This window comes from Bradyrhizobium sp. T-12 (assembly GCF_058314695.1).
The window spans coordinates 1,260,145-1,273,726 of record NZ_CM177756.1 but is presented as its reverse complement, the minus strand read 5'-3'; the positions used below and the strand labels follow the sequence as shown (position 1 = coordinate 1,273,726).

The window sequence follows — 13,582 nt, the reverse complement described above, 5'->3', positions numbered from 1 at the left end:
CATGAAAAATACGCAAAGCAAAACGGCGCGGGATGATCCCGCGCCGTTAAGAGAGTTTAACCGGTGAGGCTGCTGATCAGCCCTTGGTGACGAGCGGCGGCGGCGCGTAGGCCGGCGGGCTGTCGAGGTTCCAGCGCACGCCGAGCTTGAGGTCGTGCGAGGTGATATCCTTGAATTTGAAGACGTTGTTGGTCGTCGCGCCGGTGTAATCCGACAGCACTCCGGTCTGGCCCGGGCCCAGATCGACATAGCTGTAGGCGAGTTCGAGGACCAGGTTCGGATTGACCTTGTAGGCAAGACCCGCATGAGCCGCCCAGGCGAAATTCCACTGCGAGCCGGTCGGAGCCGTGGCGAAGCTCGTGGTGGAGAACGGCAGGCTGTTGGTGCCCGTGTCGGTGAAATTCGAGATCGAGACCCGCGCGCCGCCGACGCCGGCGCCGACGAACGGCGTGATGCACCACCACGTACCGAGATCGACATACGCGTTGGCCAGGACCAGCCATTCGGACTTGCTGGCGCCGTAGTTGTCGATTCCGTTATAGGCAACACCGCCCGCGGTGCCGGTGAAACGATCCGTGCCCTTGAAATTCGAGTTGCCGCGATATTGTCCGGTCACGTCGGCGCGGAACCAGTTGTTGAAGCGGTAGCCGACGCCCACGCCGTAGATGCCGGCGGTATCGAACGACGTCTTCTGATCGAACGACGTGAGCTGCGAATAGGCGGACTCACGACCGTAGTGAAGATCACTGGTCTTCTGATTGCTGAAGCCGATGTCGCCGCGCAGATACCAGCCTCCGAAGTCGGCGGGCGGAGCCGGCGGCGCGTACATGGGAGGGGGCGCCGCGATCGGCATATCGGCGGCGAACGCCATCGACGAGATCAGGGTTGCCGCACCCGCGGCAAGGAGAGACTTAACGCTACGCATTGGCTTCGTCCTTTTGGCCGGTGAGGCAAATACGCAGGCCTCACGTTCTGGAAACTCACGGAGCGGACGATGCCAGCAAATGTTTAAGCGCCACTTAACCCTAATTTTTAAGGTTGATTTTTTCTGACTGCTCGCGCGCGCGGCGCGTGAGCGTTGCAGGAATGCCGCATCAATTGCGACGCCCCGGCCGCAATTGCTAACGATCCGTGAAAGTGCGCTGCAGCGAGAGAGGAAGTGTTAACGCGTGTGCCGCGGCAGCCTGGGCAGAAACACCGCAAGCAGGCCGATCGCCGGCAGATAAGCGCAGACCTGATAGACGAACTCGATCGAGGTGTGGTCTGCGAGCTTGCCGAGCACGGCGGCCCCGAGGCCCCCGATGCCGAAGGCGACGCCGAAGAACACGCCGGAGATCATGCCGAAACGGTGCGGCACCAGCTCCTGCGCGAACACGATGATCGACGACGTCGTCGAGGAGATGATGAGGCCGATAATCACGCTGAGCACTGCGCTCGCATGGAGCCCGGCATAGGGCAGCGCCAGCGTGAACGGCAGCGCGCCCAGGATCGAAATCCAGATCACGATCTTGCGGCCGAAGCGGTCACCCAGGGGCCCGCCGAGAAATGCGCCGACCGCATTCGCCGCGAGGAAGATGAAGAGGTAGATCTGCGCGGCCTGCGTCGACACGCCGAAGCGGTCGATCAGATAGAAGATGTAGTAGCTGGACAGGCTCGAGACGTAGAGCTGCTTCGAGAACAGCAGCGCGACCAGCACGAGCAGTGCGACGACGACGCGGCGCGAGCTCGGCGCGTCCGGATGAACCTGAACGGCAGCCGTCTTCTTGGCCTTGATCTGCGGCGCGTACCAGCGGCCGATACGCCAGAGGATGAGGATCGCGAGGAATGCGATCGAGGAGAACCAGGCGATGCTGCCCTGCCCGAACGGCACCACGATCAGCGCCGCCAGCACCGGCCCCATCGAGGTGCCGAAACTGCCACCGAGCTGGAACACCGATTGCGCAAAGCCGTAGCGGCCGCCTGAGGCGAGCCGCGCGATGCGCGCGGACTCCGGGTGAAACACCGCCGAGCCGAGACCGACGAAGGCCGCAGCGACGAGGATGACGAGATATTGCTGCGCGACGCTGAGCAGCAGCAGGCCGAAGAAGGTCGAGGCCATGCCGATCGCCAGCGAGTAAGGCTGTGCCTTCTTGTCGGTGTAGTGCCCGACCACGGGCTGCAGCAGCGAGGCGGTGAACTGGAAGGCCAGCGTGATCATGCCGATCTGCGCGAAATCGAGCGCGTAGGTGTCCTTCAGGATCGGATACACCGAGGCGATCAGCGACTGCATGGTGTCGTTGAGGAAGTGCGAGACGCTGATGCCGGCGAGCACGATGTAGGCCGGGCCTGCCGCCTCGGCAGCTGACTTGGCGCCGGGTGCGACGTCAGCGACGACGACGGGCTCGGTCAGCGTTTCCTCTGAGACGACGACAGGCTTGTTCAATGCAGCGATCCCGGCAGGCGCGGCGAACCGCCGCATCCGCTCATTACGATGCAAGCGGATGCGGAACCAGCGTCAATCGCAAATGGCTGGGATGCGCGGGCGCTCTCGTCGCTTACCCTCCAGGGGAGGGTAAGAAAGTCTTACGCCGCCGCCTGGCCCAGCGCCGTAACGATGGTGTCGACGACGTCCTCGACCAGGATGCGGTCCTCGCCCTCGCCCATCACGCGGATCACGGGCTCGGTGCCGGAGGAGCGGATCAAGAGGCGGCCGTGGCCGTTGAGCCGCTTCTCGCCGTCGGAGATCGCCGACTTCACATCGGTATCGTCGAGCGGCTTGCCGCCCTTGTGGCGGACGTTCTTGAGGATCTGCGGCAGCGGATCGAAGCGATGGCAGACCTCGGATACCGGGCGGCGCAGCTTCTGCACCACGGCCAGCACCTGCAACGCCGCCACGAAGCCGTCGCCGGTGGTGGCGTAGTCGGACAGGATGATGTGGCCGGACTGCTCGCCGCCGAGATTGTAGCCGCCGTTCAGCATCTGCTCGAGCACGTAGCGGTCGCCGACCGGCGTGCGGACGAGATCGAGCCCCTGCCCTTTCAGGAAGCGCTCGAGGCCGAGATTGGACATCACGGTGGCGACGATGCCGGGCCGCGACAGCCGGCCGTCTTCCTTCCAGCTCTGCGCGATCACCGCCAGCAGCTGGTCGCCGTCGACGACATGGCCGCGCTCGTCGACCAGGATGACGCGATCGGCGTCACCGTCGAGCGCGATGCCGATGTCGGCGCGCATCTCGCGCACCTTCCGCGACAGCGCTTCCGGCGAGGTCGAACCGCAATCCTTGTTGATGTTGAAGCCATCGGGCTCGACGCCGATCGGCACGACGTCCGCGCCCAGCTCCCACAGCGCTTCCGGCACCACCTTGTAGGCGGCGCCGTTGGCGCAATCGATCACGACGCGCAGGCCGTCGAGCGAAAGGTCGCGCGGCAGCGTGCGCTTGGCGAATTCGATGTAGCGGTCATGCACGCCGTCGATGCGGCGGGCGCGCCCCAGGCTCGCGCTCTGTGCGAGCCGCTTGTCGATGGGCTCGTCGAGCAGCTGCTCGATCTGCCGCTCGACGTCGTCGGAGAGCTTGAAGCCCTGCGGGCCGAACAGCTTGATGCCGTTGTCCTCGAACAGATTGTGCGACGCCGAGATCATGACGCCGAGATCGGCGCGCATCGACTTGGTCAGCATGGCGACCGCCGGCGTCGGCATCGGGCCGACCAGCAGCACATCCATTCCGACCGAGGTGAAGCCGGCGACCATCGCGTATTCGATCATGTAACCGGAGAGGCGGGTGTCCTTGCCGATCACGACACGGTGGCGATGGTCACCGCGCTGAAACGCAAGGCCTGCGGCCTGGCCGACCTTGAGCGCGAGCTCCGGCGTGATCAGTCCGTTGGCGCGGCCCCGGATCCCGTCCGTCCCGAAATATTTGCGGCTCATATCGTCCCCCAACGCAACAATCAGGGACTCCCCTGAGACAACCACGGGGTGCCCGAACAGACCCCGCATCCCTGATTTGCTGGGGTCTTATAATGCCTGAGCGGCTAACTTGGCTTCAAAAAATATGATGAATCATTACGGAACCGGGCCGTCAGCCATTCAGATAAGGTGTTGTTAACGCTTCATTTCCTGCCATGGCGCCGGAGTCGGGCGGAACCTGCCCTAGCTGCTCCGCTTCACATGGCTGTCGCCGCGGCTCGGCGCCGGCTGGGTGACGTTGACGGGATCGGACCCCGGAAAGGTCTCTTCCAGCCCCTCTTCCAGGGCTTCCTCCAGATCATGCTTTTCCTTGATCTCTTCCGGGGACGGTGCGGCGTGCGGCCTCGTCATGGCGCTCTCCTGCAAAACGTTCTGCAAACGATTTGGCTGTGCATCCAACCATGCTAGATGACCTCAAAATGTTCTGATGCAAGTCTCTTGAGACAAGAACTCTTGAGACAAGACGGCCGGGGGACACGAGCATGAAGCATATTACCTGTATCGACGATCTTCGCGCCCTGCATAAGCGCCGCGTGCCGAAGGCGTTCTTCGACTATTGCGACCGCGGCTCCTATGCCGAGGAGACGCTGCGCGCCAACCGCGAGGACATGCAGGCGATCAAGTTCCGCCAGCGTATCCTGGTCGACGTCTCCAAGCGCGACACCTCGACCACCATCCTCGGCGAGCCCTCGACCATGCCGCTGATGCTGGCGCCCGTCGGCCTGCTCGGCATGCAGCATGGCGACGGCGAGATCCACGCCTGCCGCGCGGCGCAGGCCGCGGGTATCCCGTTCACGCAATCGACCATGTCGATCTGCTCGATCGAGGACATCGCCGCCAGCGTCGAGAAGCCGTTCTGGTTCCAGCTCTACGTCATGAAGGACCGCGGCTTCATCAAGGAATTGATCCAGCGCGCGATCGCGGCCAAGTGCAGCGCGCTGGTGTTGACCGTGGACCTGCAGGTGATCGGCCAGCGCCACGCCGACATCAAGAACGGCATGACGGTGCCGCCCGAATGGTCGCTGTCGAAGCTTTTGGATTTCGCCAGCAAGCCCGCCTGGGTCTCCGGCGTGCTGCAGGGCAAGCGCCGCACCTTCGGCAACATCGCCGGCCACGTGAAGAACACCGAGGATCTCAACCGCCTCGCCGAATGGACGGCGTCGCAATTCGACACCTCGCTGAGCTGGAAGGACGTCGAGTGGGTCCGCAGCATCTGGCCCGGCAAGCTGGTCATCAAGGGCATCCTCGACGTCGAGGACGCCGAGGAAGCCGCCAAGACCGGCGCGCAGGCCCTGGTCGTCTCCAACCATGGCGGCCGCCAGCTCGACGGCGCGCCGTCCTCGATCGAGGTGCTGCCGGAGATCGCGGACGCCGTCGGCGACAAGATGGAGATCATGTTCGACGGCGGCATCCGCTCCGGCCAGGACGTGATGCGCGCGCTCGCGCTCGGCGCAAAATCCTGCATGCTCGGCCGTGCCTATGCCTATGGCTTGGGAGCCGGCGGCCAGGCCGGCGTCGCCAAGGCCATCGACATCATCCAGAAGGAGCTGCTCACCACCATGGGCCTGTGCGGCGTCAACCGGATCGACGAGATCGACGATCATATCATCGCGGTGTAGCCGCAAGAGCGGTGCCGTAGGGTGGGTTACGGCTGCGCCTAACCCACCCTCCGGGTTCGGTGCCTGGTCCTCACATCGGCGGCATAATTCCGTCCCGCCCCACATTCACCCGGTTCGCTTCCAGCGAGCCGTCGTCCTTCTTCGCCGCGCCGAAGATGATCAGCTTGGCGCCCGGCTTCACTTCCGACTTGTCGCCGGCGACGAAGGTGACGATCGGCGTGTCCGGCGGCACCACGACCTTCTTCTCGCCGTCCTTGTATTTGACCGTGATGTTCTGGCCGTCGGTGCCCTTCACCGTCTGCGCCACGGTGGCGTTGGTCATGGTCGAGTTGGCGCGGGCGTCCCACGGGCGAAAGCCTTCGGCGGCGCCGCGCTGGTTCTCCGGGAAGATGTGCACCGCGATCGCCTTCTGGGTGCCGTCGGGCTCGGGCAGGCCGGTAACGCCGATATAGGAGCCTTCCTTGATCTCGGACAGCTGTGTCTTCACCACGGCGAACACCGCGACATTGTCGGTCATCTTCACCTTCACGTCGCCGCCTTCGCGCGTCTTGATGGCGAGCGTGTTGCCGTCGACGCTCTCGATGGTGCCGCGGATGCGCACCGTCGGCGCCTGTTGCGCGATTGCGCCGCCGATTGACAGAGCCACCATCGCGACGGCGATCAGCGGACGTGTGAAAGTTGCACGTTGAACAGACATGACGGTCTCCGATTGTCCCCACGAATGGAGAACTCCGGAAGACCTGCGCTATTCTCTCAAGTCTTTGTGAGATCGGCCTCGACCAATGCGCGCAGCTCGGCCGTGACCTCCGGCCGCCGGCCGAACCACAGCTCGAAGCCGCGCACCGCCTGATGCAGCAGCATGCCGAGCCCGTCGGCGGTCCTCAGACCCCGCGCCGTCGCGGCGGCGAGCAGCGGCGTCACCAGCGGAACATAGACGAGATCGGCAACCACTGCCGCCGGCGACAGGCGTGTGACATCGACCTCGAGCGACGGCTGGCCGTGCATGCCGAGCGAAGTCGTGTTCACGAGAAGTTTTGCGCGCGGCAGCGCGTCGTTGATCGCGTCCCATGCCAGCGGATGCACGCTCGGCCCAAACTGGCTTGCCAGCGCCTCGGCCCGCGCGGTGGTGCGGTTGGCGAGATGCACGCGCTTGATGCCGCGTTCGAGCAGCCCGAACACGACCGCCCGCGAGGAACCGCCGGCGCCCAGCACCAGCGCCTCCTCGACCGCCTCCCAGCCGGGCGCGCTGGCGTCGAGATTGCCGATGAAGCCTTCGACGTCGGTATTGGTCGCGCGCAACTCGCCATCGGCGAACCACAGCGTGTTGGCCGCGCCCACGGCCTTGGCGCGGGCGTCGGGCACCGACAGCGCCAGCACGCCCTCCTTGTGCGGGATGGTGACGTTGGCGCCGACGAAGCCGCGCAGCGACAGCCGCAGCACGAAATCCCTGAGGTCCTCGGGCGGCACCGCCTCGATGACGTAGCCGCCTTCGATGCCCAGCGTGCGCAGCCAGTAATGATGGATCAGCGGCGAGCGCGAATGCGCGGCCGGCCATCCGATCAGACAGGCTGCAGGCGTCTTGAGCGCGGTCATCTTTCCCTCGGAGTCGTCTTCCCGAGGCGATCCATTTCGCGTCACGCCCGCTCTGTCAAGCGCGCGGGCGCCGCGGTGGCGGCTGGAGAACGGCCCCCTCAGCCCGCCGCAGCCTCCTCGCTTGCGCCGCCCTTGATGTCGGCGATCGCGCGCTCGAGGCTCGTGCGATAGCGCGCGCGAGGCGGCGTCACGCCATGGGTGAGCAGCGCGCGGCGGACCGCGGGCGAGGCCCCTGTGATGAACAGCTTTATGCCCTGGCGGTGCGCCTTGGCGGCGACGCGGCCGAGCACGTTGGCTGCCGTCGAATCCAGGAACGGGACCGCGGCGAAATCGACCACGAAGGCCTTGCGCTTGTCGGCGACCTCGTCGAGCACGCTTCCGATGGCGGAGGCCGCGCCGAAGAAGAACGCGCCGGTGATGCGATAGACCAGCACGTCACGATCGACCGCCAGCGCGGGATCGTAGGGCACGCGCTCGCCATTGCCGTCGTCGGGACGATCGGCCGCGACCAGCGGCGAGCGTTCCTCGATGCCCGTCATCTCCGCCATGCGATGGATGAACAGCACCGCGCCGAGCGCGAAGCCGACCAGGATGCCTTCCGTCAGGTCGCGGAAGACCGTCAGCAGGAAGGTCGCGAGCAGCACGACGGCATCGCCCCAGGACGAGCGAAGCAACGTGCCGAACTCGTGCTTCTCCGCCATGGTCCAGGCCACCACGACCAGCACCGAGGCGAGCGCGGCGAGCGGGATGTAGCTGGCCAGCGGCGCCGCGATCAGCATGAACAGCAGCAGGAAGACCGCATGCAGCATGCCCGCGAGCGGCCCGCGAGCGCCGGCGCGGATGTTGGTGGCGGTACGCGCGATCAGCCCGGTGACGCAGATGCCGCCGAACAGCGCCGAGCCGATATTGGCCGCGCCTTGCGCCACCAGCTCGCAATTGGAGCGGTGACGACGCCCGGTCATGCCGTCGGCGACCACCGCGGACAGCAGCGATTCGATGGCAGCCAGCAGCGCGAACGCGATCGCGTCCGGCAGCACGGCGGTCGCCTTCGCGAGCGAGAACGCCGGCAACGCCGGCGAGGGCAATTCGCGCGGAATGCCGCCGAAGCGCGAGCCGATGGTCTCGACCGGCAGCGCGAACACCGCACAGACGACGGCCGCGAACACCACCGCGATCAGGATCCCCGGCCAGGACGGCCGCCAGATCCGCAAGGCCGCGATGATGGCAATGCTGACGATGGCGACTGCGACGGCGGACGGATTGATGGTGTTGAGGCCGCCGGCAAGCGCCAGGAGTTTCGGTACGAATTCGCTGGGCTCCTTGCCCGCGAGCGTGATGCCGGAGAGATCGCGGAGCTGGCTGGCGAAGATGATCACGGCGATGCCGGCGGTGAAGCCGACCGTCACCGGATAGGGAATGAACTTGATGTAGGTCCCGACCCTGAGCAGGCCCGCCGCGATCAGGATAAGGCCCGCCATCAGGGTGGCGAGGATGACGCCGTCGACGCCATGGCGCTCCGCGGTCGCCGCGACCAGGACGATGAACGCGCCGGCAGGGCCGCCGATCTGGAACCGGCTGCCGCCGAGCAGCGAGGCAATGAAGCCGCCGACGACCGCGGTGTAGAGGCCGCGGTCCGGCGTCACGCCCGAGGCGATCGCGATCGCCATCGACAGCGGCAGCGCCACGATCGCAACCGTCAGGCCTGCAAAGACGTCGGCGCGGAAATCCTCGAGCCCGTAGCCTTCACGCCAGACGGTGACCAGCTTCGGCAGATAGAGTTCGGCAAAGCTCGGCCGACGCAGCTGGTGCAGCCGGCTCGTGTGATCGCTTGTGATGCTCATCAGCAAAGTGCCCCACGATGCTCCGATGCATCGTGCGTCCCGTGTTGCCGAGGTGCGACGATGCGCTAGCCCATTTTGATCCCGGGCACGATCACCGGCTGATCATGCTCCGACGCGGCGCGGCGGCCCGGGCTCCTTGAGGCGAACGCCACGCCCGCCGCTGTCGCTGCGGACCTGCTCGCCGATCAGCTCGACGCCGGCCCGGTCGAACGCCTCGACCACCTTGATCAGGGTCTCGACCACGCCACGCACGTTGCCGGTCGAGGCCTCCATCCGCTGGATGGTCGGCAATGACACGCCGGCAAGCTCGGCCAAGGTTTTCTGGTCAATGCCAAGCAGCGCGCGGGCTGCCCGCATCTGGAATGACGTAATCACCGCGGCCTCACTTACCAGAACTGATAAATGATATTTGAGACATATACAATGATGTAAAATACATCATTCCGCGGTAAGTGCAAGGGCCGCGTCCGTGATGCAGTTGTGCGTGGAAACACCGCTGTCGTGTCCCGGACGCGGCGCAGCACGAAGTGATGCGCTGCAGAGCCGGCCCAAGCAGCGGCGAACTCCGTGGTTTTCTGGGTCCCTGTGTATCGAAATCCTGTCATGGTGGAGTGGGCGGGAAGCCGTTGGGTCCTTGGCGCTTGACGCCGTGAGCCGGCTCGGTCTCCCGCCCGTTCCATTTATCAACCTGAACAGTTGCACGAGGCTGCGCCAACAGACCTCGCATCACAGGGACAGGCACCATGATCATACGCCCTCGTTACGTCGGAATCGACGTCTCCAAACGATATCTCGATATCTTCGATGAGAGCCTGGGCGTGCCGGAGCGCATCGCCAACGCGCCGCAGGCCATCACACAGATCGCGGCGCGTTGGCGATGCGATGTGCTGGTCGTCTTTGAAGCCACGGGCGTCTATGACCTTGAGCTTCGTGAGGCGCTCAGCCAGGCCGGCATCCGCTTTGCCCGGATCAACCCGGCCCGGGCCCGGGACTTTGCGCGCGCCAGCGGCCAGCTCGCCAAGACCGACCCGATCGATGCCCGGATGCTGGCGAGCTTTGCCCGGGCCATGCAGCCTGCCGCTGAGCAGGCTGCCAATCCTGCCCGCAATGCCCTGGCGGGGCTTGCAAAACGGCGGGATCAACTGGTTCTCATGCGTGCCCAGGAGAAGAACAGGCGCAGCGAGGCCGAGGACCGCGCCATGGCCGATCGCATCGGTCGGCTCATTGAAGTCCTCGACAATGAGATCGCCGCAATCGAGGCCGATATTAGCGCACTGATCAAGACTGAGCCGGAGGTCTCCGATGATGCGCAGTTGATGCGGTCACTTCCCGGCGTGGGCCCCGTAACCTGCATGCAGCTGATCGCGCAGATGCCGGAACTCGGAAAAGTGGGACCGAAGCAGGTGGCCGCGCTCGCCGGCCTGGCTCCCTTCAACGTCGACAGCGGCGCTTACCGCGGCAAGCGGAAGATCGTCGGGGGCCGAAAGCGCGTCCGCGATGCCCTCTACATGGCCGCTCTCAATGCGGTCCGCCGGGCCGATCCATTCAAGGCCTTCTACGCTCGACTGCGACAGGCCGGTAAACCTGCCAAGCTCGCTCTCATTGCCGTTGCCAGGAAGCTGTTGACGGTCCTCAACGCCATCATCCGCGATCGAAAGCCGTACCTGTACACTAGGCCAACATAACAGTTGCCGGCTCTGCGCAGCAATGCTGCGCATTGCAGCGCGTCCGGGACACGCTGCAGGGATCATCGCAGCCTCCCCCCGCGAGCGCAGAGAGAGTTGCGTCTCGACAGCTCACGCCGCGTGCTGATGCGCGGCGATGATCTGGTCGGCAGCACGGCCGGTGACTTCGGCCATGTGGTCGAACTGGCGCGTGAAGCTGCCCGCACCAGCCGTTGCCGAACGCAGCTCGACGATGAGCTCGCCGATCTCGGCTTCCGGCATCATGGCGCGGACGCAGTCCCAGCCGCTCCAGCCATCGCGGGTGTCGAAGCCGAGGATCTGGCCGCGCCGCGCCGACAGGATCGCGTTGATCTTGGCGGTGGCCTCGGTCGGGCAGACGATCTCGACCACGTGGATCGGCTCCAGCAGCACGGGCTGGCATTGCGGCAGGCCTTCGTTGAGCCCGATCCGCGCCGCCGTGCGGAAGGCGAGGTCGGAGGAGTCGACGCTGTGATAGGAGCCGTCGGTCAGCGTCACCTGCACGTCGGTGACGGGGAAGCCGAGCGGACCGCGCGCCAATCCGTCGACGACGCCTTCCTCCACCGCGCCGATGTAGTTACGCGGCACGGCGCCACCCACCACCTTCTCCGTGAATTTGAAGCCGTCGCCGCGCGGCAGCGGCTTGATGTCCAGCACGACGTCGCCGAACTGGCCGTGGCCGCCGGACTGCTTCTTGTGGCGGCCGCGCTGGGTGATCGGCTTGCGGATGGTTTCCTGATAGCCGATCCCGGGCGGATGCGAGGTGAGCTTGATACCGAAGCGGTCGCGCAGCCGCTCGCTGGCGACGCGCAGATGCATCTCGCCCTGCCCCCACAAGACGGTGTCGTGGGTCTGGGCGTTCTGCACGACGATGAGCGAGGGATCCTCCTCGTGCAGCCGGGCCAGCGCCTGGCCGAGCTTGACGTCGTCCTTGCGGTCGGTGGCGGCGATCGAGATCGCAAGCACCGGCGGCGTCGGCTCCGTGACGGCCAGCGCGGCCGGCGGAGCCTTGCCGTTCGAGACCGTGTCGCCGGTCTTGACGGGATCAAGCTTGGCGAGCGCCACGGTGTCGCCGGCCTCCGCCGCGGCACGCTTGGTGTCGTAGGCGCCGTTGACGGCGAGGATGCCGGAGATGCGCCCGGAGCCGCCAGAGGCGGATTGCAGCGTCGCACCGTCGTCGAGATGGCCGGCAAGCAGCCGCGTCAGCGACAGCTTCCCGCCATGCTGCGAATGCAGCGTCTTGAAGACGTAGCCGAGCGCATCCTTGGTTTCGGGCACACCGAGACGCTTTGCGGTCTCAGCGATGCCCGGCGCCTCGTGACGCAGCGCCTTCATCAGGCGCAGCACGCCGTTCTCGCGCGCCGCGGCACCCAACAGCACGGGACAGATCAGCCCGTCGCGCAATTCGCGGGCGAGATCGTCGAACACGGCATCGCGCGGCGGCTGGATGTCTTCGAGCAGCTGCTCCATCAGCGCATCGTCGTGATCGGCGAGCTTCTCCAGCATCGAGAAGCGGGCTTCCTTCTCGCGATCGAGATTGCCGCCTTCGAGCGCGACCACTTCGGAGGCTCTGTGCTCGCGATAGACAAAGGCGCGCTCCAGCGCGAGATCGACGAAGCCCTCGATCAGGTCGTCCTTCCAAATCGGGATCTGACGCAGCACCAGCGGCACGCGCGAGGCGGGCTGCAGCATCGCGAGCGACTCGCGGATACGCTGGCTCGCCCGGTCGATCTTGTTGAGGAACAGGAAACGCGGGATCTTCAGCTCCTCCAGCTCGCGCAGGATGATCTGGAGCTGGGGCAGCTTCTTCTCGTCGGCCTCGCAAACCACGATCGCCGCGTCGACCGCGGGCAACGCGGCGCGCATGTCATGGGCGAATTCGACGGAACCGGGACAATCAAGGAAGGTGTAGCTGTCGCCCATGAAACTCGTGGTGGCGGCAGTCAGCCCGACGGTCATCTTGTGATGACGGGCCTCTGGCGCGGCGTCGCCGACGGAAGTTCCGGCATCGACACTGCCGGCGCGGGGGATTGCGCCCGTTCGCGCCAGTATTGCTTCGAGAAGTGTGGTTTTACCGCTTTGGAAAGGGCCCACCAGCGCGATGCACCGTGGACCTCGGGGACTTCTGACGTCTTGTCCCATTCGCCGCCTCCTTGGTGTGGAGCTCGGCCCATGATTGGGTCGGCAAACGCAGATGCTCTGCCCGTCGCCGAGATTTGGCAAGCGTCAAACGTCGCTGCGGTGCGTCGTCAGTTAGATCAAGTCTTATAATTCCACGGCTTGTCGGCTCGGCGTTCCACCTCACCAAAGGGAGAGGTGGAACGAGAGTTCGTCTCACATCGTTAGCGGCCCGGGCGAAGTTCCAGGCTCTCGAGGCCGGCGGCGACGTTGAGACCGACCTGGCCCTGCACGCTGAGCGGCTGCAGCGCGATCGAATTGTTGGAGCCGCCGACCAGCACGTTGCCCCCCAGGCCGACACCGACCGAGGCGCTGCCCTGCGCGCCGGCATAATTACCGGAGAGGTCGCCCGGGCCGAGCCGGTCGACCGGTGCGAACACGCCCCACGCCAAAGCCGTCTCCTGCGTGATGCCGATGTCGAGACCCACTTTCCGGATCGTGGCGACGTAGCGATCGTCGGGCAGGCCGTCGGCGCGCAGCACGCAGCCGAGATGGGTCACCGATCCGACGATGAAGCCGACGCTGGCGCCGCCGCGGCATTCGAGCACGCCGACCCGCGCCATCCGCTGCTGCGCGCTGCCGCCGACGCTGGAGGCAACGAGGCTGGCAGCGGCGAGCCCGGCGAAGATGAACGAACGACGCATGACATATCTCCGGCGATGATGTGATGCGAGCAGAGAGAGCGCCCCACCCGCGTTGCGCG

12 protein-coding genes are annotated in these 13,582 nt (G+C 65.7%); 2 read left to right on the top strand and 10 right to left on the bottom strand.

Annotated elements, in window-relative coordinates; genetic code table 11:
• Positions 1–76 precede the first annotated feature (76 nt).
• The 4 genes from AC0WRY_RS06160 to AC0WRY_RS06145 form a co-directional block, all read right to left on the bottom strand.
• Positions 77–925, bottom strand: a complete 849-nt coding sequence (locus AC0WRY_RS06160; RefSeq protein ID WP_246776420.1) for an outer membrane protein — start codon at positions 923–925, stop codon at positions 77–79.
• A gap of 237 nt (positions 926–1,162) precedes the next feature.
• Positions 1,163–2,422, bottom strand: coding sequence for an MFS transporter (locus AC0WRY_RS06155; RefSeq protein WP_491122799.1), 1,260 nt, complete (start codon positions 2,420–2,422; stop codon positions 1,163–1,165).
• A gap of 140 nt (positions 2,423–2,562) precedes the next feature.
• The gene (gene glmM, locus AC0WRY_RS06150; RefSeq protein ID WP_194406139.1) at positions 2,563–3,906 is read right to left on the bottom strand and encodes a phosphoglucosamine mutase; all 1,344 of its coding nucleotides are present in this window, start codon (positions 3,904–3,906) and stop codon (positions 2,563–2,565) included.
• 222 nt (positions 3,907–4,128) lie between these two features.
• On the bottom strand, positions 4,129–4,296 hold the full coding sequence (locus AC0WRY_RS06145; RefSeq protein WP_194406138.1) for a hypothetical protein: 168 nt from the start codon (positions 4,294–4,296) through the stop codon (positions 4,129–4,131).
• A 131-nt stretch (positions 4,297–4,427) separates the two neighbouring features.
• Between AC0WRY_RS06145 and AC0WRY_RS06140 the strand changes: the two genes are divergently transcribed.
• Entirely contained in the window at positions 4,428–5,564 is a 1,137-nt protein-coding gene (locus AC0WRY_RS06140; protein ID WP_194406137.1) for an alpha-hydroxy acid oxidase, read from the top strand.
• Between the two features lie 70 nt (positions 5,565–5,634).
• Here AC0WRY_RS06140 and AC0WRY_RS06135 read toward each other — a convergent pair whose 3' ends face one another.
• From AC0WRY_RS06135 to AC0WRY_RS06120, 4 genes are all read right to left on the bottom strand, one after another.
• Complete coding sequence (locus AC0WRY_RS06135; protein WP_491123446.1) at positions 5,635–6,213, bottom strand: single stranded DNA-binding domain-containing protein; 579 nt, start codon at positions 6,211–6,213, stop codon at positions 5,635–5,637.
• 104 nt (positions 6,214–6,317) lie between these two features.
• The gene (locus tag AC0WRY_RS06130) at positions 6,318–7,157 is read right to left on the bottom strand and encodes a shikimate dehydrogenase (RefSeq protein ID WP_194406136.1); all 840 of its coding nucleotides are present in this window, start codon (positions 7,155–7,157) and stop codon (positions 6,318–6,320) included.
• A 98-nt stretch (positions 7,158–7,255) separates the two neighbouring features.
• Positions 7,256–8,998, bottom strand: a complete 1,743-nt coding sequence (locus AC0WRY_RS06125) for a SulP family inorganic anion transporter (protein ID WP_491122798.1) — start codon at positions 8,996–8,998, stop codon at positions 7,256–7,258.
• 102 nt (positions 8,999–9,100) lie between these two features.
• Positions 9,101–9,373 (bottom strand): helix-turn-helix domain-containing protein, encoded by a 273-nt coding sequence (locus AC0WRY_RS06120; protein WP_026201995.1) that lies wholly within the window; start codon positions 9,371–9,373, stop codon positions 9,101–9,103.
• 368 nt (positions 9,374–9,741) lie between these two features.
• Here AC0WRY_RS06120 and AC0WRY_RS06115 point away from each other — a divergent pair, with 368 nt between their 5' ends.
• On the top strand, positions 9,742–10,683 hold the full coding sequence (locus tag AC0WRY_RS06115; RefSeq protein ID WP_194404488.1) for an IS110 family RNA-guided transposase: 942 nt from the start codon (positions 9,742–9,744) through the stop codon (positions 10,681–10,683).
• Between the two features lie 111 nt (positions 10,684–10,794).
• Here AC0WRY_RS06115 and AC0WRY_RS06110 read toward each other — a convergent pair whose 3' ends face one another.
• Positions 10,795–12,843 carry an elongation factor G gene (locus AC0WRY_RS06110; protein WP_194406134.1) on the bottom strand — a complete coding sequence of 683 codons (2,049 nt, stop codon included), beginning with the start codon at positions 12,841–12,843 and terminating at the stop codon, positions 10,795–10,797.
• A 200-nt stretch (positions 12,844–13,043) separates the two neighbouring features.
• Positions 13,044–13,523 carry a DUF992 domain-containing protein gene (locus tag AC0WRY_RS06105; protein ID WP_194406133.1) on the bottom strand — a complete coding sequence of 160 codons (480 nt, stop codon included), beginning with the start codon at positions 13,521–13,523 and terminating at the stop codon, positions 13,044–13,046.
• Positions 13,524–13,582: the final 59 nt, after the last annotated feature.